This is a genomic window from Chitiniphilus purpureus (assembly GCF_025642115.1).
Lineage (GTDB): Bacteria > Pseudomonadota > Gammaproteobacteria > Burkholderiales > Chitinibacteraceae > Chitiniphilus > Chitiniphilus purpureus.
Map to the genome: position 1 here is coordinate 4144033 of NZ_CP106753.1, position 23146 is coordinate 4167178.

The 23146-nt window shown below is 65.0% G+C and carries 25 protein-coding genes; 13 read left to right on the forward strand and 12 right to left on the reverse strand.

The annotated features are described in order from the left end of the window. The first annotated feature begins 89 nt into the window (after nt 1-89). A complete protein-coding gene (locus N8I74_RS19125) occupies nt 90-1520 on the forward strand; it encodes a CHASE3 domain-containing protein (RefSeq protein WP_263124803.1) in 1431 nt (476 codons plus the stop codon). On the opposite strand, the gene N8I74_RS19130 is transcribed toward N8I74_RS19125, so the two are convergent. The 5 genes from N8I74_RS19130 to N8I74_RS19150 all read right to left on the reverse strand — a co-directional run bounded on the left by N8I74_RS19130 (nt 1489) and on the right by N8I74_RS19150 (nt 4557). Next, complete coding sequence (locus N8I74_RS19130) at nt 1489-2031, reverse strand: hypothetical protein (RefSeq protein ID WP_263124804.1); 543 nt, start codon at nt 2029-2031, stop codon at nt 1489-1491. The two genes, N8I74_RS19125 and N8I74_RS19130, sit on opposite strands and share 32 nt — an antisense overlap. A 60-nt stretch (nt 2032-2091) precedes the next feature. Further along, nucleotides 2092-2229 carry an entericidin A/B family lipoprotein gene (locus tag N8I74_RS19135; protein WP_263124805.1) on the reverse strand — a complete coding sequence of 46 codons (138 nt, stop codon included), beginning with the start codon at nt 2227-2229 and terminating at the stop codon, nt 2092-2094. Nucleotides 2230-2389: 160 nt separating this feature from the next. Then, nucleotides 2390-3565, reverse strand: coding sequence for an AI-2E family transporter (locus tag N8I74_RS19140; RefSeq protein WP_263124806.1), 1176 nt, complete (start codon nt 3563-3565; stop codon nt 2390-2392). A gap of 118 nt (nt 3566-3683) precedes the next feature. After that, nucleotides 3684-4265: a hypothetical protein gene (locus N8I74_RS19145; RefSeq protein ID WP_263124807.1), complete on the reverse strand. Its 582-nt coding sequence runs from the start codon at nt 4263-4265 to the stop codon at nt 3684-3686. Between the two features lie 79 nt (nt 4266-4344). Next, a complete protein-coding gene (locus N8I74_RS19150; RefSeq protein ID WP_263124809.1) occupies nt 4345-4557 on the reverse strand; it encodes a CsbD family protein in 213 nt (70 codons plus the stop codon). 249 nt (nt 4558-4806) lie between these two features. Between N8I74_RS19150 and N8I74_RS19155 the strand changes: the two genes are divergently transcribed. Together N8I74_RS19155 and N8I74_RS19160 are read left to right on the forward strand one after the other, a co-directional pair. Further along, entirely contained in the window at nt 4807-5187 is a 381-nt protein-coding gene (locus N8I74_RS19155; protein WP_263124810.1) for a Rid family detoxifying hydrolase, read from the forward strand. Nucleotides 5188-5589: 402 nt separating this feature from the next. Then, nucleotides 5590-7116, forward strand: a complete 1527-nt coding sequence (locus tag N8I74_RS19160; protein ID WP_263124811.1) for a sensor domain-containing diguanylate cyclase — start codon at nt 5590-5592, stop codon at nt 7114-7116. 402 nt (nt 7117-7518) lie between these two features. Here the strand turns inward: N8I74_RS19160 and panC are convergent, their stop codons facing one another. From panC to pcnB, 5 genes are all read right to left on the reverse strand, one after another. Continuing rightward, a complete protein-coding gene (panC, locus tag N8I74_RS19165; RefSeq protein WP_263124812.1) occupies nt 7519-8358 on the reverse strand; it encodes a pantoate--beta-alanine ligase in 840 nt (279 codons plus the stop codon). Nucleotides 8359-8410: 52 nt separating this feature from the next. Beyond that, a complete protein-coding gene (locus tag N8I74_RS19170) occupies nt 8411-9457 on the reverse strand; it encodes a GNAT family N-acetyltransferase (protein ID WP_263124813.1) in 1047 nt (348 codons plus the stop codon). A gap of 84 nt (nt 9458-9541) precedes the next feature. Then, nucleotides 9542-10333 carry a 3-methyl-2-oxobutanoate hydroxymethyltransferase gene (gene panB / locus N8I74_RS19175; protein ID WP_263124814.1) on the reverse strand — a complete coding sequence of 264 codons (792 nt, stop codon included), beginning with the start codon at nt 10331-10333 and terminating at the stop codon, nt 9542-9544. 79 nt (nt 10334-10412) lie between these two features. Next, nucleotides 10413-10889 carry a 2-amino-4-hydroxy-6-hydroxymethyldihydropteridine diphosphokinase gene (gene folK, locus N8I74_RS19180; RefSeq protein ID WP_263124815.1) on the reverse strand — a complete coding sequence of 159 codons (477 nt, stop codon included), beginning with the start codon at nt 10887-10889 and terminating at the stop codon, nt 10413-10415. 1 nt (nt 10890) lies between these two features. After that, the gene (gene pcnB, locus N8I74_RS19185) at nt 10891-12240 is read right to left on the reverse strand and encodes a polynucleotide adenylyltransferase PcnB (RefSeq protein ID WP_263124816.1); all 1350 of its coding nucleotides are present in this window, start codon (nt 12238-12240) and stop codon (nt 10891-10893) included. 98 nt (nt 12241-12338) lie between these two features. Here pcnB and N8I74_RS19190 point away from each other — a divergent pair, with 98 nt between their 5' ends. The 7 genes from N8I74_RS19190 to lipA all read left to right on the forward strand — a co-directional run bounded on the left by N8I74_RS19190 (nt 12339) and on the right by lipA (nt 17758). After that, nucleotides 12339-13190: a PhzF family phenazine biosynthesis protein gene (locus N8I74_RS19190; RefSeq protein ID WP_263124817.1), complete on the forward strand. Its 852-nt coding sequence runs from the start codon at nt 12339-12341 to the stop codon at nt 13188-13190. An 83-nt stretch (nt 13191-13273) separates the two neighbouring features. Then, nucleotides 13274-14410 (forward strand): D-alanyl-D-alanine carboxypeptidase family protein, encoded by a 1137-nt coding sequence (locus N8I74_RS19195; protein ID WP_263124818.1) that lies wholly within the window; start codon nt 13274-13276, stop codon nt 14408-14410. 87 nt (nt 14411-14497) lie between these two features. After that, a complete protein-coding gene (locus N8I74_RS19200) occupies nt 14498-14746 on the forward strand; it encodes a DUF1272 domain-containing protein (protein ID WP_263124819.1) in 249 nt (82 codons plus the stop codon). 10 nt (nt 14747-14756) lie between these two features. Beyond that, nucleotides 14757-15638, forward strand: coding sequence for a D-amino acid aminotransferase (locus tag N8I74_RS19205; RefSeq protein ID WP_263124820.1), 882 nt, complete (start codon nt 14757-14759; stop codon nt 15636-15638). After that, complete coding sequence (locus N8I74_RS19210; protein ID WP_263124821.1) at nt 15635-15940, forward strand: YbeD family protein; 306 nt, start codon at nt 15635-15637, stop codon at nt 15938-15940. The genes N8I74_RS19205 and N8I74_RS19210 overlap by 4 nt, the downstream gene beginning before the upstream one ends. 194 nt (nt 15941-16134) lie before the next feature. Then, nucleotides 16135-16761 carry a lipoyl(octanoyl) transferase LipB gene (lipB, locus tag N8I74_RS19215; protein ID WP_263126780.1) on the forward strand — a complete coding sequence of 209 codons (627 nt, stop codon included), beginning with the start codon at nt 16135-16137 and terminating at the stop codon, nt 16759-16761. 25 nt (nt 16762-16786) lie between these two features. Beyond that, nucleotides 16787-17758, forward strand: coding sequence for a lipoyl synthase (gene lipA / locus N8I74_RS19220; protein ID WP_263124822.1), 972 nt, complete (start codon nt 16787-16789; stop codon nt 17756-17758). Between the two features lie 688 nt (nt 17759-18446). Here the strand turns inward: lipA and N8I74_RS19225 are convergent. Further along, a complete protein-coding gene (locus tag N8I74_RS19225) occupies nt 18447-18773 on the reverse strand; it encodes an H-NS histone family protein (RefSeq protein WP_263124823.1) in 327 nt (108 codons plus the stop codon). A 169-nt stretch (nt 18774-18942) separates the two neighbouring features. Continuing rightward, on the reverse strand, nt 18943-19161 hold the full coding sequence (locus N8I74_RS19230; protein ID WP_263124824.1) for a hypothetical protein: 219 nt from the start codon (nt 19159-19161) through the stop codon (nt 18943-18945). A gap of 603 nt (nt 19162-19764) precedes the next feature. Between N8I74_RS19230 and N8I74_RS19235 the strand changes: the two genes are divergently transcribed. The 3 genes from N8I74_RS19235 to N8I74_RS19245 all read left to right on the forward strand — a co-directional run bounded on the left by N8I74_RS19235 (nt 19765) and on the right by N8I74_RS19245 (nt 23074). Next, complete coding sequence (locus N8I74_RS19235) at nt 19765-20778, forward strand: tetratricopeptide repeat protein (protein WP_263124825.1); 1014 nt, start codon at nt 19765-19767, stop codon at nt 20776-20778. Between the two features lie 27 nt (nt 20779-20805). Continuing rightward, nucleotides 20806-21966, forward strand: a complete 1161-nt coding sequence (locus tag N8I74_RS19240; protein WP_263124826.1) for an iron-containing alcohol dehydrogenase — start codon at nt 20806-20808, stop codon at nt 21964-21966. A 100-nt stretch (nt 21967-22066) separates the two neighbouring features. Next, the gene (locus N8I74_RS19245; RefSeq protein WP_263124827.1) at nt 22067-23074 is read left to right on the forward strand and encodes a tetratricopeptide repeat protein; all 1008 of its coding nucleotides are present in this window, start codon (nt 22067-22069) and stop codon (nt 23072-23074) included. Nucleotides 23075-23146 lie beyond the last annotated feature (72 nt).

Consider the following 23146-nt stretch of genomic DNA (forward strand, 5'->3'; position numbering starts at 1 on the left):
TGCCGGCTCACGCCGCAGTAGGCGGCACGGACTGAAGGTTTTGTCAGAATCCACTGACAAGGACTCCTACAAAAACAATGAAACAGCTGTTGGACAAAGCTTACGCAGTGGCGCGCCAGCTCGGCTGGCGCCTCTGCCTGACGCTGCTCGCCTGTATCGTCTCGGCGCTGCTGTCGTTCGGCATCCATGTGATGTGGATCGAACACTCCGAAGCGCAGTTGCGGGCCATGGTGGCCACCCGGGCGCGGCTCGAACTCCTTGCCCGGATCGACAGTGCGCTGGTGCGCGCCGAAAGCGCGCAGCGTGGCTACCTCATCATGGGCAACAGCAGCTATCTCGCACCCTACGACCGGCGCGCCGAGGAGGCACGCAATGCGCTGGCGCGGCTGCAGGAGGACGTGTCGCGCGATCCGGCCGCCCGGCAACGACTGGCGGCGGCATTGCGCCGGCTGACGCTGATGGCAGGCGAACGGCTGGCGGAGATGGATCTGACCATCCGCTTCGTCCGCCAGGGGAGCCTGGACCAGGCCCACCATATCATCGCCACCGGGGCCGGGCTCAGGAAAAGCCTACAGATCTCCGGCGCGATCGAGGCATTGACCGGCTTCGAACAGCAATATCTGCAAGGGCAGCGCAGTGGCCGCAAGGCGCAGATGCATCTGATGTTCATCTCGCTGGCCGCCACCGCGTTGTTGACCGTGCTGCTGGTGCTGCTGACCGTGCAGCGACTACTGCGCGAATTAGCCCGGCGCCAACGCGAAACGGACGAGCTGGCGCGCCACCAGGCTGAACTGGACCGGCTGGTCCAGGAACGCACCGTGCAGATGGAAAAGCTGGCGATCGAATACCAGGTGGACGTGGAGCGCGAGCGCTACAAGCTTTCCCGCGAGCTGCACGACGAGCTGGGAGCTATCCTCACCGCCACCAAGATCGACCTGTCCTGGATTCAGCGCCAGATCAAGGACAACTACCCGCTGGTGGTGGACAAGCTCAACAAGACATTGCGCAACCTGGATCAGGGCATCCAGTTCAAGCGCCAGGTGGTACAGGCCCTGCATCCGACCCTGCTCTCGACATTCGGGCTCACCGCGGCAATCCGGGCGCACGCGGAAGAAGCCGCGCAGCGCAGCAACTGGACGCTGACCCTCAACCTGCCCGATGGCACCGAACGGGTGGACGACGTGCTCGCGCTGATCGTCTACCGGGTGCTGCAGGAGACGCTGAACAATGCGGCCAAATACGCACAGGCCGACCATGTATCGATCAGCCTGATCAGCGACGACGACTATCTGAAGCTGGAAATCGAAGACAACGGCGTCGGCATGAACCTGCAACGCCTGCCCGAAGGCACGCATGGGCTGCAGGGGATGCGCCACCGGGTGATCGCGGTGGGCGGCAAGATCGATATCCACAGCGAACCGGGCCGCGGTGTATTTACCTGTGCGCTGATTCCCAAGACCATCCGCAGCACCCGCAGCGGGCCGAATGCTATAGCGCCTGCCGATGTAAGAAACGTTTGACGCAGCGGTCGCGCACATCGGAACGGTCGTCGGTGCAATTGAGCGCAGCCCGTCGGAAATCGCTGTCCTCGCCGATGCCGGCGGCAAGGCTGTCATAGGACACGAAGGCGTCGGCATTGCGCTTCAGATCCGCAAGCGCGGTGTTGCGCTGCTCGCTTGCCTGCTGCCGGCAGGCCGCGCCGCGGCCGGTGCCGCTGCGCTCGCAGCGGGCGCTTTCCAGCGTGTAGAGCGCTTCGACCTTGTTGCGGGCGGCGCGCAACCGCGCGGCGGCGGTGTTTTCAAGCTCGGCACGCGCATCCTCCTGCGCGATGGTGCGATCCAGCTGCGCCTCTTCCAGGCAGCGCTGCCGTGCGTCACCCCCTTGCTGCACGCAGGATACGGCCTGCTGGCGGAACATGCGCTCGCCTTCCCCCGCAGGATCGATCCCGGTCGCACCGGACGGCAACGCCAGTCCCAGCAGCGCAACATGGCCCAGGCAGACCGTTACGCGATACCACATCTTCTTTCCCATGACCTTCTCCTGGGACCCGTCCGCCAGCGCCGGCAACGGCGAGGCGGGCGGGCCCTCCAACTACTTCTTGGCGTCTTCCGCGGCGCCTTGCAGCTTTTCGCCGCCGCGCTCGATGTCCTTGCCTGCGCCTTGGACGGTATTGCAGGCACTCAGCAGGGTCAGGCAGGCCAGGCTGAGCAATGCGAGGATGCGTTTCATGAGCGTTTCTCCTTGTTTGATGGCGCCTTCGGCGAAGGCGGCACGGCAAGCGACGCAACGCGCTGCCTGGGTGTAAATCTAGGGGCAAGCACGATGCACGGGCCATTGCATGGCTGCGGATTGTGACGTAGGAATGGGACGACAGATCAAGGAGTTGGGGTCAGTTCATCAGCCACAGCAACGCCCGGCCGCGATGCATCCGGTCCAACACTGCGCGCATCATCACCGCCAGTGCCGGCCCCAGGATCAGCCCCCATACGCCCCACAGCCAGCCCCACAGCATCATCGAGACAAAGATCGAGGTCTGGTTGACGCGCGAGAGCCGGCTTTGCATCCACGACACCAACAGGGTACCGACCAGCGAGGCCCCGAGGACCAGGCCGCTTGCCAGCATCAGCGCAAGTAGCAGGCTGCCCAGCTGCAGGTAACTGACGCCGAAGGCGAGCGCACCGAACAGGGCCATGCCGATATAGGGCACGAAGTGCAGCAGCGCGGCAGTGACACCCCAGCCGACCGGATTCTCCAGGCCGAACACCGCGAACGTGGCGCAGGTGAACAGGCCGATCACCACGTTGGAAATCAACAGCACCCCGACATACAGCCGCAGCTGGTGCAGCGGCTCGCGCAGCAGGTTGCGCGCGCACGGGCGCGTGCACTGTGCCAGGCGCAGCACCCGCAACAGCCCCCGGGTCAGCCGCGGCATCTCCAACAGCGAGAGAAAGGTCATCAACAGAATGACGGTCAGCTTGGAGACCATCACCAGCACCGAACTCGTCGCCAGGATGGCGGTGTCCTTGAGCAGCGACGCCTGGGCCACCGGACCGGTGGACGTCGCAGCGGGCACGGGCGCGGCCATCGGCGCCGAGGCGGTCGCGTTCAGCGACTGTTCCAGCCGGTTCAGCGAACCACCCACCCGCGTCAGCAGATTATCCGGATCATGCTGCAGCTGTCCGATCTTGCCGGCCAGCTTCTGCGCCAGCTCCGGCACGCGTTCCGCGGCCAGTGCCACCTGCTGGCCGAAGAACATCACACCGCCGCCGATCACGCCACTGACCGCCAGCACGACCAGCACCGTCGCCAACGCGCGCGACGGCACCACCCGCATGCACAGCACGACCACCGGATCGAGCAGCAGCGCAAGCAGCAACCCCACGAACACCGGCACCAGCATGTCGCGCGCCAACCCCATCAGCGCCAGCACCAGCACCGCTGCAAACAGCCCCGACAACGGCCCGCTCGCAAGCAGCATCAGTGAAAGCCGGCGCAGGACAGTACCCGTCGGCAGCGCCTCGCTGCGCGGTTCAGGTTCGATGACGACGGTTGGGTTCGGCTTCATGCGGCGCTCCACGCAGGGCGCTTACGCCCGATAAAAAACACCGGCGCCACGGGCCGGTGTCGAACTATCCATCCAGCAGGAACCGGACCGGCCGGGCTTTCGGCCGGCCGGTACCGACCTACTTGTTGTTCAGACGGCGCTCGGCGTCGTCCAGGCAGACCCGCTTGGCGTCGCCGGCCAGATCGTCACAGCGCTCCTTGGCCACCTTGTAGTCCGCCTCGCGCTGCTTGCGCTCGGCCTCGGCCTGGGCACGTTGCTCGCGATCGGCGGCACGCAGGTTGGCCTTGTCGATGTCCTCGCCCGCATCGGCCTCGGCCAGCGCCTTGTCGCGCGCCGCCTTGGCTTCCTTCATGCACACGTCCTTCTTGTTGCCGGCGAAGTCGTCGCATTGCTCTTCGCGCACTTCGTACTCGGCCTTGGCGCGGACACGGATGGCCTCGGCACGCGCATCCGGCGTGTTCTTGCCTAGTGCATCCAGCTCGGCGAGCGCGATATCACGATCGGCCTTGACGCGTTCCTGGCAGACATCCTTGGCGTTGCCGGACAGGCCTTTGCACTGGGCCTTGCCGGTGTCGTAGCGTTCCTGGATGGTGCGCCGTTGCGCTTCATGCTCGTCGGCGGCGGCGTGGGCTGCGCCGGCCGCGGCAAAGACGAGACTGGCGGCAAACAGGATCGGGTGCAGTCGGATGGGTTTGTTCATGCGTTGCTCCTTTGTGCTTGTTGGTCTTGTGTAGTGTGTGGATCTGTCTGCGCCGCCACGATCCGGCGGCGGCAGGACATCATTGCCACTTGTAGTCGGTGCTGCGCTCGAAGTCGTTGATCTGTTGCTCGGCTTCTTCCTTCGAGATGCCGTAGGCTTCCTGGATGCGGCCGGACAGCTGCTCGCGGCGTCCCTCGATCTGATCCAGATGATCATCGGTGAGGCGGCCCCACTGCTCGCGGACCTTGCCTTTGAACTGCTTCCAGTTGCCTTGGACTTGATCCCGGTTCATGGCTTTCTCCTGATCTGTTGTGGAAGGATGCGGCGCCCCGGGACGGGGTCTGCCGTCATGAACGTCATGCTATGCCTCACCCGGGTTGCTGCCCGTCGGCCGGCCGCCGCAGTTGCCATAGGAAAAACCGGGGCGGCATCGTCGGCGTGCGCCTACATCACACCTGCCGCAACAACGCTGGCCGTGTCGCGCCAAGGGGCTCTACACTGCCGTTCTTCCATCCTTATCCGCCCAAGGAGTCCCTACCCCATGAGCAAGCAGATCATCCATAGCGACCACGCCCCCGCTGCTGTCGGCACCTATTCGCAAGCGGTCAAGGTGGGGAACACGGTCTATCTGTCGGGCCAGATCGGGCTGGAACCGGCCAGCGGCACACTGGTCGAGGGCTTCGAGGCGCAATGCCATCAGGTGTTCCGCAATCTGCGTGCAGTGTGCCAGGCAGCCGGTGGCGATCTGTCCGATCTGGTGAAGCTGGGGGTATTTGTCGTCGACCTGGCCCATTTCGCAACGCTGAACCAGATCATGGGCGAGTATTTCTCCCAGCCCTTCCCGGCCCGCGCCGCCGTGCAAGCCGCCGCGCTGCCCAAGGGCGCGCTGGTCGAGGCCGATGGTGTGATGGTGCTCGCCTAGGACCCAGGCGCAATGGCTTCGCAACTGCACCGCGCCGGGCACGCGTTGGTCACACAGCGCGTGGCGCGGGTGACGACACAGTCCGGGCAAGGCGGGCGACGCACGGGATGGCAGGCCCGCGGCCTTTGTGACGAGCCGGTGGACATACCGCTGTCGCACAGCCTGCCCGGGCACCGCGACGCTGCCGCAAAACAACGGCAGACCGTCTTCAACCCCTTGTTCCAGCAGCATTTCCCGACACCCTTCCCCTGCCGGTCAGACAGGATGCCGGCGGCGGCACGCCGTCCTGTCACAGCGGTTGCGTCTTCGGGTGGGTGGAATGCAACCGTTCGGATGCCGCCAGACCCGGCGGCAGACCAAACGGCGTATGCTGCCTGCTTATCTGGTTGATCCTTGCAGTCCATGCGCTTCATACGCCATCAATCGGTCTACTTCGTGGTCGTGCTGGGCTGGGTCTTGCTGACGCTGGCCGTACTGGCCATCTATGCCGGCCTGCTGCTCAACCAGTCGCGCGACCGGCATCAACGCCTGCACCAGCAGTTGCAGGATCGTCTGTGGTTCCAGTTCGCCGGCGCCGCCACCGCGCTGGAGACCTTCGCCGCATTCCAGAGCGTACCGCGCAGCCGCACCTTCCAGGTCGATCACGCCTATGCACGCCAGCTGCTGGCACGTTATCCGCAGCTGCACCGGCTGGAGCTGATACGCCGGGTGCCGGCCGAAGAGGCACCCCGCTTCATCCGTGCGATGCGCGAGCTGGGCTTTCCCGGCTTCTCGCTGCATACGCTGGCGCCGGACGGCCGCACCATGCTGCCGGCTCCGCCGGCCCGGGACTACTACCCCGTCGTATTCACCGAACCCTATGCCGAGCACGTCCAGGGATTGGATCTGGGCGCGGTGATCGGCACGCTGCCCGAGAACGAACGCGAACCCTTGACCAGCGCGCCGTTCCAGACCGCCAGCGGCCGCATGGCCTACCGGATGGTGCGGCCGGCCGGCTTTTCGCTGCTGCCCCAGGCAGTGGCGCGCAATATCGCGCCGCCGGTCTATGTGAGCGTGGTGGTCAGCATCGACATGCTGGCGCCCGAACCGGTTTCATTGCCACGCGGCATGCAGGTGAGCGTGCACCATGCCGACGCGCATGGCGCCACGCTGTTCGAACGCACCACCGCGCCGATCAGCACGCTCGAACGCCGCTGGTTCCCCGAACTGACCCTGATCACCCATATCCCGAGCACCACGCAGTCGTATCTGCTGGAAACACGCTGGCAGCTGGGCTGGAGCGCATTGGACCGCACCACGCTGGGCATGCTGCTGGGGATGCTCGTCCTGCTGCTTGCCGCCGCGCTGGGCATTGTCCGGCTGGTGCGCGCACGCCACTTCGCCCGGCTGCGCGAAGCCGAGCGCATGGCGCACATGGCCTCGCACGACGCATTGACCGGTCTTGCCAACCGGCGCGGCCTGGACGAGGCGCTGGGGCGTTGCGTGGCGCAACACCGGCCGTGCTCGCTGATCTTCCTGGATCTGGACCGCTTCAAGCCGATCAACGACGAACACGGCCACGAAGCGGGCGACTTCGTGCTGAGGAACGTGGCCGAGCGGCTGACACTGTGCGTGCGCGCCAACGACACGCTGTCGCGCTGGGGTGGCGACGAATTCGCGCTGCTGCTGTCGGGCGAGATGAACAGCGCCCGCGAACGCGAGCTGCTGCGCCGGCTCAGCCAGGCGCTGATGGAGCCGATTGCCTGGCAGGACCACCATTTCACCGTCGGTGCGAGCCTGGGCGTGGCGCACTACCCACGCGATGGCGTGACCGCGCAGCAGATCCTGCAGGCGGCCGACCGGCGCATGTATCACCACAAGGAACAGCGGCGCAACAATCCGCTCGCGCCGCCACCGATGCTGGCGTTCAACCTCGACCCCAGCCTCTGAAGCGCCGCGCACCACCCACAGCGCTGGCCCGGGCAGCGGCATCGGCCAGCGCAGATGGACATCCAGCCATGGATGCGCAGGACCCGGGCCGGGATGCAAGGCAAGGTGCGCCGGGCGACCCTGGGCCTGCGCCACGGGTAAGGCACATCACCGCAATGCGTCCGGCCTTCGTCGTTCCTGCCGGGTGGCGCCTCGGACCGGTTTCTGCCGCATGGTTTGCAGACAGGCGGCCCATCTTGCTGCGCCGCACTGCGCGCCCGCCATCGGGCACCGCCGGTCGACGCACCCCGCCTTTGAAGGTCAATCCGCGCCAGGGCGTGTTCATGGCGCAACGCGTCCGGCGCCCTGCGCAGCATCCCGAACCATCCCAAACGCCGCCGTGAAGCCTTTGATTGACACGCCCTAGAGGGTGATCTCCAGATTGTCGATCAGCCGGGTCTGACCCAGGCGTGCGGCGATCAGGATCACCAGGTCGCGATCGGTATGCGTGGCAGGCTTGAGGGTGTGGGCGTTGCGCGTCTCCACATAATCCACCTCGCTCCAGCCACGCACGCGCAGATCCATCACCGTTTCGACCGCCAGCCTTGCGTAGTCGCGCTCACCGCCCAGGATGGCCTTCTGCATGCGCTGCAGATGGAAGTAAAGGCGCGGCGCCTCGGCGCGCTCGTCAGCCGAGAGGTAGCCATTGCGCGATGAGAGCGCCAGGCCATCCGGAGCACGGCCGGTGTCGACCGGCACGATCCGGATCGGCATGTTCAGGTCCTCGACCATGCTGCGGATGATGAAGAGCTGTTGGTAGTCCTTCTTGCCAAAGCAGGCGACATCGGGCTGCACGATGTTGAACAGCTTGGTCACCACCGTCGCCACGCCACGGAAATGCCCCGGGCGGAACGCCCCGCACAGTTCGTCCTGCAGCGCCGGCGGCTCCACCTTGTATTGCTGGATCACATGCGGGTAAAGCTCGCGCTCGCCAGGGGCGAACACCACCGCGCTGGTGCATTCGTTTTCGATCAGGGCACAGTCCTGGGTCAAGGTGCGCGGATAGCGGTCGAAATCCTCGCCCTGGCCGAACTGCAGCCGGTTGACGAAGACGCTCACCACCACCTGGTCGGCATGCCGCCTCGCCTCGCTGATCAACGCCATATGCCCGGCGTGCAGGTTACCCATGGTCGGTACAAAGGCGACGCGGCCGGCCTGACCGCGCCAGTCACGCATTTCGGAGAGGGTATGGATGATTCGCATGGATTGGACTTGGGCGGATTCGGGTTGAAGGGAAAGCGATGCCGGTCGGCGATCAGCATGGCACCAGATCGATCGGACGTTGCCGGTATTGCGTGACACTTTCGCATTCGCGCAACAGGGCAATCAGTTCGGGCAGCGGTTGCGCATGGATGTCGGGGTAGGTGCATTCGCCCGGATGCGCGATCGGAAAGGCGAGATGCTCCCGGTCGGGCGTGAAATGGCAATCGACTCCGGGCAGGGTGTTGCCGCGTGGATCACAGCGATACCAGCCGTGTCCGTGCAGCCAGACCGCGGCAAAGCCGTGCAGGCAGTACGGGGGGGTCGGACCCTCCCAGGTCAGGCGCTGGTAGCCGAAGCCGGCGGCGATGCCGTTGGCGCGCAGCAGCGCGACCAGCAGATGACTCTTGGCAAAGCAGAAGCCGGTACCGGCAGCCAGCGTCTCCGAGGCCGAGCATGGCACCGCCTCGCGCTGGAAATCCCCACAGTGTTCGATGCGGTCGCGTACCCAGTCGAAACACGCGTGTGCGGTGTCGGGCACCGAGGCGCGATGCAGGGTACGCGCCAGCCCCGCCACCGCCGGATGATGGAAATCGATCTCGGCACTGGCGGCAAGATACTCGGACAGGTCCTGCTCCGGCACGATGTCCTGCACCCGCTTCATCGGCAGATAGCGAAGACCGGATTGCGTCTGCAGCGGCCCGGTGGCGGCGAAGCCATAGCGCTCGTAGGCCGCGAGCGCGGTGACGCTGGCGCGCACCGTGACCAGCCGTCCGCAGCGTTCGGCCTCGGCCAGCAACGCGCGTCCGACGCCCCGGCGCTGCCAGGCCGGCACCACGAACAGCAGTGCCAGATGGGTGGCGTCGCGCCGGTGCAGCATGCCGATCACCTCATTCCCCGCCAGGGCCACCCAGGTGGGTTGGCCCTGCGCCGCGCGCAGTGCGAGGACAGCTGGTGTCAGATCGGCAAGGCAACGGGACACCTCCGCCTCAGACTGGTCCTTGGCAATCGTGGCCAGGAACACCGCGCGCACCAGCGCGATCGCGGCGGAATAGTCGTCCGGCCCGGCCAGCCGGATCGTGAACAAGCCTGTGTGTGTCATCACGTCGTGCCCTTGCATCGCTCAACGCGGGGCGGCAGCGCCCTGCTCCGGCCTCGGCATCCGCGCAGGGCGGATGCCGCAGCATCAGAAACTGTGTTCTTCGGTCGGGAAGGTGCCGCCCTTGACCGCCTTCACATAGGCTTCCACTGCGCCCTGGATGCTGCTGGCGCCGTGCATGAAGTTCTTGACGAAGCGCGCCTTCTTGCCAGGAAACACGCCGAGCGCGTCGTACAGCACCAGTACCTGACCGTCGGTATCCGGGCCTGCGCCGATGCCGATGGTGGGAATGGCCATCGCCTCGGTCACCAGCCTTGCCACCGTGGCCGGCACCATCTCCATCAGCAGCATGGCCGCCCCGGCGGCCTGCAACGCCAGCGCGTCGCGCTTGAGCACCTCGGCCTCGGTCTCGCTCTTGCCTTGGACCTTGAAACCGCCGTAGGCATTGACCGACTGCGGCTGGAAACCGATGTGCTGACAGACCGGGATGCCGCGCTGGGTCAGGAAATCGACGGTCTCGGCCATCACCATGCCGCCTTCGAGCTTGACCATCTGCGCACCTGCGGCCATCAGCCGCGCCGCGTTCTCGAACGCCTGCGCCGGCGAGGCCTGGTAGCTGGCGAAGGGCATGTCGGCGATCACCAGCGCCTGCTTGGCGCCCCGCGCGACCAGCTCGGTGTGGTAGACCATGTGCGCCATGGTCACCGGCAGGGTGGATGCATGTCCTTGCAGCACATTGCCGAGCGAATCGCCGACCAGCAGCACATCCACGCCCGCCTCTTCAAGCAGGCTGGCAAAGCTGGCGTCGTAGCAGGTGAGCATCGCGATCTTCTGACCGTCCTGCTTCATCTTGGCAAGGGTGGTGAGCGTGGTTTTCATCGGTTCCGGATCCCCAAATCAGGCTGCACGTCGATTGTGCGGTGCACGAACGCAGTGTAACCGACCCTGGGCACTCGGTTCATAGGGGAAACAGCGACTGCCGGGCGACAGTGGGGACCAGGGCCGCGGCCTGGCCATAGCCGGGGATCATCACATCCGGATCGAGCTCGGCCAGTGGCACCAGCACAAAGGCCCGTTCGTGCATGCGCGGGTGCGGCAGGGTCAGCTCGGGGCGGTCGATGACGAGGTCGTCGTAGAGCAGCAGATCCAGATCCAGCGTGCGCGGTGCGTTCTTGAAGGTGCGCATGCGCCCCAGCAGCGCCTCGATGGCGAACAACGACTCCATCAGCGCCTGCGGCGGCAACTGGGTATCGAGCTCGACGACCGCGTTGACGAAGTCGGGCTGCTCGGCGAAACCGACCGGGGTGGACGAATAGAAGCGCGATGCCTTCACCAGCCAGGTCTGCGGCAACAGCGACATCAGCTCGATGGCCCGTTGCAGCTGCAGTTGCGGGCGGCCCAGATTGGCCCCCAGGGCGACGAAGGCGCGTGCCATCTCAGCTGTCGCCGCCCGGTTCAGCCGCCGTGCCGGCCTCGGCGCGTGGCTTGCGGCTGCGCTTGCGACGTGGCTTCTTGTCGCTGCGCACACTGTTGCCGACGCGCGCGATCATGGCGCTGCGCGTCTCGCCGTCGACATGCAGGAACTGTGTCCACCAATCGGCAAGCTCCTGCTCGACCAGCCCGCATTCGGCGCGCAGCAGCAGGAAGTCATACGCGGCGCGGAAGCGCGCCTGCTCCAGCAGCCGGAACGGCCGGGTGCCGACCCGCTGCTCGAAACGCGGCTGCAGCAGCCAGATCTCCTTCATCGCCGCGCCGTAGCGGTTGGGAATGGCCAGGCGCCGCGACACCTGCTCGTCGACCTCGTTCATCGCCTCGATCAGTGCCGGCACAGGATAGCCGAGCGCCTCCTGCTTCTTGTGCCACAGCACTTCCACCTCATGCCACAGCAGCGCGGCGAACAGGTAGCCGGCCGACACCGGCTTGTCCTCGGCGATGCGCTGGTCGGTGGCCTGCAGCGCCCGTTGCAGGAAGCGCATGGTCTTGGGCTCGCTCAGCAGCTTGTCCAGAAGCGGGAACAGCGGCCGGTGCAAACCCTGCTCACGCAGCAGCATCAGGCAATCCCAGGCGCGGCCGGAGAACAGCAGCTTCATCATCTCGTCGAACAGCCGGGCCGACGGGATGTTCTCCAGCAGGCGTGCATGTTCGGCGATCGGCTTGCCGGTTGCGGGCGCCATGCGCAGCCCGAGCTTGGCCGACAGCCGCACCGCCCGCAGCATGCGCACCGGATCTTCACGGTAGCGCAGTGCCGGGTCGCCGATCATGGCGAGCTTGCGGTTCTGCAGATCATCGACGCCGCGGTGGAAATCCAGGATCTCCTCGCGGCTGGGGTCGTAGTAGAGCGCGTTGACCGTGAAATCACGCCGGGCGGCATCCTCTTCGATGGAACCGTAGACGTTGTCGCGCAGGATGCGACCCGACTCATCGGTCGGCGCATCGGAGGCCCCGCGGAAGGTGGTGACCTCGATGATCTCTTCCTGGCCGTGCTCCCAGAACGGCACGTGCACGATGCGGAAACGCCGGCCGATGATGCGCGCGCGGTGGAAGACATGCTTCACCTGCTCGGGGGTGGCGCTGGTGGCCACGTCGAAATCCTTGGGCGACCTGCCCAGCAACAGATCACGCACGGCACCGCCGACCACGTAGGCCTCGTAGCCGGCATCCTGCAGCCGATCACAGACCTTGAGGGCCCCGGCGTGAAGTTGCTCGCGGCGGATGCCGTAGTGCTTGGCATGCAGCACGCGCTTGCCTGGGCGCCGCAACACCCTGCCGATCAGCTTGCGAATCATCTTTTCCAGGACACATTGACCGCGAAAATAAACGCGCCATTATACAGCGTGTTATGCCGGCCGACGTTTTCGGCTGTCTTTGCACCGGAACGCCGACCATGCCGACCCTTGACTACCTGCTGCTCAACGTCTTTGCGGAACGCCCCTTCGCCGGCAATCCGCTGGCAGTGTTCCCACAGGCGGCCGGCCTGACCGACGCCCAGATGCAGGTGATCGCGCAGCAGCTCAACCTGTCGGAAACCACGTTCGTCAGCCCGGCAGACGATGGCTTGGCCGATGCCCGGGTGCGCATCTTCACCCCCGGCTACGAACTGCCCTTCGCCGGCCACCCCACGCTCGGCACCGCATATGTGCTGGCGCAACGGCTGGCAAGACCGCGGGTACGGCTGGCGTTGCCGGCCGGCATCATCCCGGTCAGGCTGCGCGACGATCACGCCACGCTGGCCGCACAGCCCCCGGCAACGCGACCCGCGGCAGCGGCGGCCGACATCGCCATGGCGCTGGGCCTGCCGCCCGACGCAGTCGCCGGTCCACCACTGTGGGTCGACACCGGCACCGAGCAGCTGGTGGTGCCGCTGACCGACCATCAGGCCGTCGCCGCCTGCCATCCCGGATATGACGCGTTCCACCGCGTGGCCAGCAATGCCAAGGGCATTGCGCAGGCGCTGGTCTGGGCCCGCGCCGGCACGCAGATCGTCGCGCGCTTCTTCTGGGTGCAGCACGGTCGCATCGGCGAGGATCACGGCACCGGTTCCGCCTGCGCCAATCTTGGCGGCTGGCTGCTGGCGCAGCACGTGGCGCTGCCATTCGCCACGACCATGGTGCAAGGGCACGCGACCGGCCGGCTTGCCCACCTGCAATTGGCGCTGACCGAGGCAGGCGGCATCGAGGTCGGCGGGCGCATCCAGGCTGTGGGCCAGGGCACACTGCAGGTGCCCGATACACCTTGAACTGCCGATATGCGGAACCGGCGCCGGTTGGGCACAGTCCCTAGCCAACTTTATAATCGCGCTTTCCCAGTACAAGAACCGCCATGACGTTCAAGAAATTCGCAGCAGTCCTGCTGAGCGCCCCGCTCGTCGCCCACGCCTTTGTCCCCCAGCCCCCGGAAATCGCCGCCAGGTCGTTCGTCCTGATCGACTATCACAGTGGGGCCACGCTGGCCGCCCATGGCGCGGGCGAACGGGTGGAGCCCGCGTCGCTGACCAAGCTGATGACCGCCTATCTCACCTTCAAGGCAGTCAAGGAAGGCAAGCTGCGGCTTGACCAGACGCTCACCGTCTCCACCCAGGGCTGGAAGACCGAAGGGTCGCGCATGTTCCTCGATCCCAAGGTGCCCGCGCGCGTCGACGATCTGATCAAGGGCATGATCGTGCAGAGCGGCAACGATGCCTGCGTGACGCTGGCCGAGGCCATCGCCGGCAACGAGACGGTCTTTGCGCAGTTGATGAACCGCGAAGCCAAGCGGCTCGGTCTGTCGGGCACCCACTTCACCAACTCGACCGGCCTGCCCGACCCCAATCTGTACACCACCACCGGCGATCTGGCACGGCTGGCAAGCGCCATCATCCGCGACTTCCCCGAGTTCTATCCGATCTACTCGATGAAGGAGTTCACCTACAACGGCATCAAGCAGCCCAACCGCAATCTGCTGCTGTACCGCGACCCCTTCGTCGACGGCCTCAAGACCGGCCACACCGCCTCCGCCGGCTTCAATCTGGTCGCCTCCACCCACCGCGATGAGCGGCGGCTGGTCTCGGTGGTGGTAGGCACCGCCAGCGAGCAGGTCCGCGCCACCGAGTCGGCCAAGTTGCTGAACTGGGGCGTGCAGTTCTTCGAGACCCCGCGTCTGTACGAGGCCAACAAGCCGATTTCGACCGTACCGGTGTGGAAGGGCGAGCTGGACAGCGTGCAGGCGGGGTTCCGCGAGCATCGCTTCATCACGCTGCCGCGCGGCGACGCCAAGAAGCTCAAGCTGGACTTCACCAGCCACCAGCCGCTGATCGCCCCGGTGCGCGTCGGCCAGAAGATCGGCACACTCAAGGTCAGCGTCGAGGGCAAGGTGCTGGGCGACTATCCGGTGGTGGCGCTGCAGAACGTGGAACAGGCCGGGATCTTCGGCCGGGCCTGGGACAGCATCCGGCTCTGGTTGAAAAAGCTGTTCGGCTGAGCGCGTGCCGCCCCCGAGCATGCCGCCATGACCCACGGCAGGCCCGGGGGCGAATCAGACTGCAACGCCATCCACCTGGAGAGTGCCATGCTTGAACTGCGCCCCGGCTGCGAATGCTGCGACCGTGACCTGCCCGGCGATGAGGCCGGCGCGATGATCTGCTCGTTCGAATGCACCTTTTGCGTCGACTGCGCCAGCAACATGCTGGGCGGGCGGTGCCCCAACTGCGGCGGGGAACTCGTGGCGCGGCCACGCCGCCCCAGCGCCAAGCTCACGGACAACCCGGCCTCGACCCGGCGCGTCCACAATCCGGCCGGCTGCCGGCAGACCCGCTGAGGACCAGAGGATGGATGTTCCCGCACTTACCGCCTATCTCAACGGTCGCTACGCCCCGCTTGGGGAGCTGAGCGTCTCGGTGCTCGACCGCGGCTTCCTGTTTGGGGATGGGGTGTATGAAGTGATCCCGGTCTACTCACGCCACCCGTTCCGGCTGGAGGAACACCTGAAGCGGCTGTCCGGGAGCCTGGCGGCGATCGGATTGGCAGACCCGCATACACCGGCGCAGTGGGCCGGGCTCGTCGCCGGTCTTATCGAACGTCAGCCGTTCGACGACCAGTCGGTCTATCTGCAGGTCACACGCGGCCCGGCGTATCCGCGCAACCAGGCCTTCCCCGAGCCGCCGCAGCCCACTGTGTTCGCCTTCGCCGACCCATTGCCTGCGCCACCGGCAGCGCTCGTCGAACATGGCGTGGCGGCCATCTCGCAGCCGGATGTGCGCTGGGGCCGCTGCAATGTGAAAGCGATCTCGCTGCTGGCCAATGTCCTGGCGCGGCAGGCCTCGGTCGACGCCGGCGCCGCCGAGACCATCCTGTTCCGCGACGGTCTGCTGACCGAAGGTGCGGCAAGCAATATCTTCGTCGTCGCAGGCGGCAGGATCGTCACCCCCGCGCCGTCGACCAGGATGCTGACCGGCATCACCTATGACGTGGTGATCGAACTGGCCCGGCTGCACGGTCTGCCGCTGCAGATCAGGGAAGTGCACGAGGATGAGGTACGGGGTGCCGATGAAATCTGGCTCACCTCGTCATCCAAGGAAATCCTCGCCATCGTCACGCTGGATGGGACGGCGGTTGGAAACGGCGTGCCCGGCCCCATCTATCGGCAGATGCATCATCATTACCAGCAATTCAAAGTCGGGCGGATGCGCCCGGGCAAGGCGGCCTCATGAGCACCCCGCAGTTCCAGGACATACCCAATCGCAGGCTCGAAGAACTGATGAGCTTCCCTGCGCTGATCCCGGTGAAGGCGATCAGCCACAAGCAGGCCGACGAGGCACAGTTCCGCGCCACGCTGATCGAACTGACCGCGTTGCACGTGCCGGGCTTCCAGTCGGACCTGGTCAGCATCCGCGCATCGAGCGCCGGCAACTACTACGCCGCCACGCTCTCGGTCACCTTTGCCAATGCCGACCAGTTCCGCATGCTGGACGCCGCATTGCGCGCGCATCCGATGGTACGACTGGTGCTGTGACATGCCGGGAAGGCCACGAGCAGGCACACCACGCACATCCATGCGCTGCGGTGCAGGTGGGCAAGGCGCAGCACTTGCGGACAACGGAATTGTGAATGCAGTCTGACGATATGCACCAAGGCGGGGAATGGGCGCTCCATCCGCAGCCTTGGTCCGATGGCTTGACCCCAACCCTCGCGCTTCCCGCGACCGCCCTGCCGATCCGGCAGCTGGGCCTGCAGCCCTATGAGCCGACTTGGCACGCAATGCAGCGCTTCACCGATGCACGCGGGAGCGGAACCCAGGACGAGATCTGGCTGCTGGAACACCCACCCGTGTTCACGCTGGGCCAGGGGGGCAAACCCGAGCATATCCTGCGGCGCGGCGCGATTCCCATCGTCAGGATCGACCGCGGCGGTCAGGTCACCTATCACGGCCCGGGGCAGCTGATGGCCTACACGCTGCTCGATCTGCGCCGGCTGGGGCTGGGCATACGCGAGCTGGTGCGTCGGCTGGAGAACAGCGTGATCGCGCTGCTGGCCGACTACGACATCGCGGCCTATGGCAAGGTCGACGCGCCGGGCGTCTACGTGCGCGATGCCGCCGGCGAAGAAGCCAAGATTGCCGCGCTGGGCCTGCGCATCCGCAACGGCTGCTGCTTTCACGGGCTGTGCCTGAATGTGGCCATGGACCTGTCGCCCTACGATGCGATCAATCCCTGCGGCTACCAGGGCCTGCGGGTCACCCAGCTCGCGGATTTCGGCGTGGCGCAGACACCTGCATCGATAGCCGCTAAAATGGCGGCCAAAATCCTGCAGCAAATCAACTCATTACCCGCTTGAATCGAGCGGCGAAGGCGCCCAGCCCATGACCGAATCCGTCAAGACCGCCCCCTCCCCGGCCCAGCAGGGCGTCAAGCTCAAAGGCGAGGCGAAGACTGCCCGCATCCCGATCAAGATCGTTCCGCTTGAGGAGAAGCTGAAGAAGCCGTCGTGGATCCGCGTACAGGCGCCCAGCACCACCAGTCGCTTTCACGAGATCAAGGACATCCTGCGCTCGCAGAAGCTGCACACGGTGTGCGAGGAAGCGTCCTGTCCCAATATCGGCGAGTGCTTCGGCAAGGGGACGGCCACCTTCATGATCATGGGCGACATCTGCACCCGCCGCTGCCCGTTCTGCGACGTGGGCCATGGCCGCCCGAACCCGCTCGATCCGGAGGAGCCGCGTCACCTGGCCGAGACCATCGCCGCGCTGCGCCTCAAGTACGTGGTGATCACCTCGGTCGACCGCGACGATCTGCGGGACGGCGGTGCCCAGCACTTCGTCGACTGCATCAACCACACGCGCGAATTGTCACCCGCGACACAGATCGAGGTGCTGGTGCCCGATTTCCGCGGCCGGTTGGAGGTGGCCCTGGAACTGTTTGGCCAAGCGCTGCCAGACGTGATGAACCACAACCTGGAAACCGCGCCACGCCTTTACAAACAGGCACGGCCAGGCTCGGACTATCTGCACTCGCTCAAACTGCTCAAGGACTTCAAGGCCAGGTATCCGCACGTGGCGACCAAGTCCGGCATCATGGTCGGCCTTGGCGAAACCGACGACGAGGTGGTGCAGGTGATGCACGATATGCGGGCCCACGATATCGACATGATCACGATCGGCCAGTATCTGCAGCCGTCCAATGGCCATCTGCCGGTACTGCGTTATGTCCATCCCGATCAATTCCAGGCCTGGGAGCAACTGGCCTACCAATTGGGATTCAAGCATGCCGCAGTGGGTGCCATGGTGCGCTCGTCCTATCATGCCGATCAGCAGGCACACGACGCCGGCATCTGAATGCACGGCAGGGCCAGGTACCAAGAACGGGGCGATTTGCCCCGTTTGCCATTTCGGCGGGGCACCCCCGCCGTTTCCCCGCGATTGCAGCAGGAGCGGTATGCCAATTGAACGGTGCATATAAGCGCACCACTTCAATTGCACATCATTGCCTTGCCAAGGCCAATCCTGCCGGTGTGCAAGATGTATTGAGCAGAATCTGTCCCCGCTCGATGCAGGTGCACAGGCTGCCAATCCAAAGCGATTGCGCAGCAGCACCAACCCGCCGCATCCGAACCATTGGGCACCCATCGCAAATGGCATGCTGCCCCATTCCAGCGTGCGCGCTGCGGATATGCCCGCTGAAACGATCGGCGGACAGGATACGGGTGCCCTCTCAGCTGCGCGGCCATCCAAGCTGTTTTCGCTGCCAAATGCAGCAGCCGATCCAGCAAATCGTGGACATCCAACTATGCGACCGGACGGCCCGCGGCGCAGCCTCACATCCGGTGCACGGCGAGCGATCGGGATGCGGCGGGCGGAGTTGAATCAGCGACTTCCGTCTACCCTGGATAACGCACAATGGAAAACAGCCCTGTCACAGGGCTGTTTTTCACATCGGCAGGCATGGCACCTGGTGCTGCCAGCACAAACCCGGCGAAGCAGTGTGGCAACAGGCGCGACACCGCCGGACGGGTTTTGAGGGGCTTTACAGCGCGAGATCGTCGAGCGAACCGCCTTGATCCAAATGGGTCACCACCCAGGCCGGCTTGCGGCCACGGCCGGTCCAGGTCTGCGAACGATCGGCAGGATTGGCGTATTTGGCATCGCCGGTCTTGGTACCGGCAGCCTTGCCCGCCTTCTTGCTCACATTGACGCCAAGGACGTCATTCAGCGAGAACCCCTTGGAAGCAGCCAGCTGCTGCAATTCGTCCAGCAGGCGTTTCTTATCGCTGACCTGGCGTTCGGCAATCGTCTTCTCGACGTCTTTTTGCAGTTGGTAAAGTTGCGGCAGGGAGTATTGGGAAAGATCCATGAACGTGGCTCCTCAGTGAAGAATCATGAAAGTGCCAAAAATATAACAGATATCCAGCGCAATTCCACCCCCTATCGCAATCAATTTGCACAAGGGGTTTTTACGATAGCGTGGGACGCAGTGCCGGCAATGCGATGAGGCGGATGGATTTGATATAGTTCCCCGCGATTCAAAAGCCTGTGCCGACTGGGCCGGAAAAGCTGCCACACGCTGACAATCCGATGAAATATGGCAGATCGTCGTCTTGATGACCGATCAATTCCTGGCGCAACAACAGACCTTGCCATCGCTGGAAAATTTCCCGCCAGCCCCAATTCAGAATCCATTCCAATAGCAATTGGCAACACTCCCCAGCTGAAGCAAGGTTTTGCAACCCCAGAAATTCCATTTACCGGCATGGATCAACGCAGGTCGAGACGCGGCACACTGCCAAGCCCGCCGCGTCGCCAGATCGGGATGGCCCTTGGTTACGTGTCAATGCGGTTTTCCGATTACATTGCGCCCATATCGGCCGCCCGATCGGGCCGGCGTGTCACTGCGCCGAGCATCCGGCTGATGCTGCAGCGCACACTGCGGACCACCATAAATCTTGTCCCAGATTGCCCTTCTGCTCGAGGCCCAGCAGGACAGGGTCAACGGCTCGAACGGCGAGCGCCGCCTACTTCGCTGGCATTCAGGCATGACAAGACCGACTCCCACCGTCGCTCACACCACACCGCAACGTGGCGTTGTTTGCGATGGTATCGCCGGCTTTGCCGCTGCAGCATTTGGCCTTTGCCGGCAGCCCCATGCTCCATACCTCCTGGCGTCTGCCGAAATGACAGCCCCGCTCAGCAGGAACCCGGAATTGCGTGCATGGAAAGCCATTTAACAAGACATCTTACCCCGCCCCAAAACCCTGCCCGTCGCTGCGTCAGGACACCGTCAAGCCGGCTTGAAGCAGGCAGTGAATCGGGGTAGGCTCAATGCACTACCCCACTGATTAGCCGCCATGAATACGGCCGAGTTCGCCGATATCGCATCTCTGATCCAGATGAGCGAACAGCTCACCTATACGGAACCGGAGACCTCGCTCAAATTGGCCGAAGCCGCCACTCGCCTCGCTTCAAGCTGCAACGATCCGCAACTGGCCGCCCGCGCATGGCGCCGCCATGGCTGTATGTTGTTTGCATTCGGCCATATTCCGGATGGCCAGGTGTCGCACCTGAAAGCGCTGACGATCGCCGAGACCGAGGACCTCGCCACACTGCGCGGCGAGCTTTTGCAGGAGCTGGCCGGGGCTTATTACACGCAAGGCGAATTCGACGAGGCCATCGACTATTGGGCCGATTGCCTGGCCGACAACAATCCTGCCTTTTCCGCCGCCACCCGCATCTATGCCTATATCGGTCTGGGTCAGGTCTATTTCGCCCATGAGCAGTTCGAGATGGCGCTGCAGCAGCATCAGAATGCAGCCGACCTGCTTGAGGACGGGATGAGCGACGAGCTGCATGCCAGGGTCTTGATCAACCTGGCGGCCGACCAATTGGCATTGCAGCAATACAACACCGCACAGCAGACACTTGAACGCGCCTGGCCGCTGGCGCTGGCCGAAGGACACAAGGAATACCAGGGCGAGATCCTGGTCTATTGGGCCCACGTCGCGCTCGGGTGCGGTGATACGCAGGGCGCGTGGCAGTTCCTGTCCAAGGCACGGGCCCTGCGTCGCGTGTGGCATTGGGGCGAGACCTCGGAAATGATGCTGCACGGGCGCATCCTGATTGCCGAAGGCAAACAGGAAGAAGCGCGGCAGGCGATCCATCGTGCCTTGGAGCGCTCCAACGAGATCGGTACCGACCACAAGACATTCAAGGCACATCACCTGCTGGCGCACATCTATAGCGAATTGGGCAACCAGGCTGCGGCCGAACAGCATCACCGGCTGTACCAGGAAGCCTACAAGCGCATCATCAGTACCAGCACCTATAGCAAGCTCAAAGACCTGGAAGTGCGCTTGGCGTATTGAGCACTTCCGGCACCGGATCGCCCTACGATGGACAACTTCACCTTCCACAACCCGACCCGCCTTCATTTCGGCCGCGGGCAGATTGCGCAGTTGGGGCGTGAGCTGCCGCCCCAGGCACGGGTACTGCTGGTCTACGGCGGCGGCAGCATCCGGCGCAACGGGGTATACGACCAGGTCCGTGGTGCACTGGAAGGGCGCACCGTCGTCGAGTTCGCCGGCATCGAGCCCAATCCCGAGTATGAAACGCTGCTGCGCGCCGCCCTGCTGGGCCGGCAGGAGCGCGTCGATTGGGTGCTCGCCGTCGGCGGCGGTTCGGTGATCGATGGCGGCAAGTTCATCGCCGCCGCAGTCACGCTCGACCCGGCGATCGACCCCTGGCTGATCGTGGGCAACCGCACACCGCTCAAGACAGCGCTGCCGCTGGGTTGCGTCCTGACCCTGCCGGCCACCGGCTCGGAAAGCAATTTCGCCGCCGTGGTCAACCGCCGCCAGACCCAGGACAAGCTGTCGTTCAAGAACCCACTGGTCTTTCCACGCTTTTCGGTGCTCGACCCCCAGGTCACGGTCAGCCTGCCACCGCGGCAGATCGGCAATGGCATCGTCGATGCCTTCGTGCATACCGTCGAGCAATATCTGACCGTGCCCACCGAAGCGCGGGTGCAGGATCGGCTGGCCGAAGGCATCCTGCAGACCCTGATCGAAGTCGGCCCACAGACCCTGGCCGACCCGGCCCAGCACGAAGCGCGGGCCAACATGATGTGGGCGGCAAACCAGGCGCTGTTCGGCCTGGTGGGGTTGGGCCAGGTACAGGATTGGGCCACGCACGCCATCGGCCACGAGCTCACCGCGCTCTACGGACTGGACCATGCACAGACGCTGGCGGCCATCCTGCCGGCGCTGCTGCGTTACCGCTACGACGACAAGCGCGCCAAGCTGATCCAGTATGGCCGCCGGGTCTGGCAACTCTCGGGCGGCGAGGACGAGATCGCACAGCGGGCCATCGCCGCAACCACTGATTTCTTCGGTCAGATAGGGGTCGCCACCAACCTCGGTGCCTATGGCATCGACGCGGATGCCGCGGCGCAGGCTGTCGCCGCACAGCTGATCCGCCATGGCCGCTTGCGGCTGGGTGAATACGGCAGGCTCGCGCCTGACGACTGCGCAGCCATCGTGCGCATGGCCGGCTGATCGGCCAGCCCAACGGTCGCCGCCAAGGCATGGGGCGGTCTTGGGGTGCACGGTTTTGCCGTGCTACCCTGCGCGGGCCCGCGTTTTGCACTCCGCGCCGATGAATGACGATCTCGCCCACCTGCTGCTGCAGGCTTCCCAGCTGGTACGCTGCCAAAGCACTGAAGCGATGGCCCTGGCCCAGCAGGCGCGCGCGCTGGCGCAGCAACGCGGCGATATGCATGCGCTGGTGCGCTCGCTGACGCTGTATGCGCATGGCTTGTTCATGCTGGGCAAATCGGGTGAGGCGCAGCGCACCCTGCTTGAAGCGATCGAACTGGGTGAACTCGAACCGGTGGCTGCCGCTCAGGGCGAAACGCTGCAATTGGCCGCACGGGTGGCCTACACACTGGGCGAATACGAGCGTGCCGGCGATCATTGGTATGCCTGCATTGCACTCGCTGCCGACCGCATCACCCCGTCCCAACGCATCCTCGCCCATATCGGGCTCGGCCAGCTGTGCTATGCGCAGGAGCAATACGCGCTTGCACTGGCGCACCATCGCAAGGCCGCGAAGCTCGCCGAGGAATGCGACGATCCGCACCTGGACAGCACCAGCATGATCAACGTGGCGGCCGACCTGATCCAGCTGACGCGCTATGACGAGGCCACCGCGGCACTCAAGCAGACACTGCCGCAGGTACGCGCCGAACAGAATTATCAGTTCGAGGCCGAGATCTTCAGCCTGTTCGGCGAGATCCGGCTCCGTCTGGGCGATCATGAGGCCGCCCGGATGAGCCTGATGGTCGCACTCAAGATCAATCGGCTGCACATCAACACCTGGGGTGAGGCTTCGGTGCTGCTCAGGCTGGCGCGCTGCAGCCTTGCGGTCGACGAACTCGAAATCGCCCTGGAACAGCTGGCCCGTGCCCATACACTGGCCGACGGCATGGGTTCGCTGCCGCTGCTGGCCCAGATCCATGCGTCGCTGGCCGAGGTGGCCGAACGCACTGCCGACGCGGAAGCCATCGCCTATCACCACGCCCGGCACCAGCAGTTGCGGCAGCAATTGCTTGCCCAGAGCTGCTCGGGCCGCTTTGCCACGCTGGAGCTGCGTTTATCCGACTGAACGGCAAGCGTGGAGATTGCCGGGAACAGCGCGTCCCGCTATTTTGGTAGGTAGCCTTTCCGGATAGCTGAG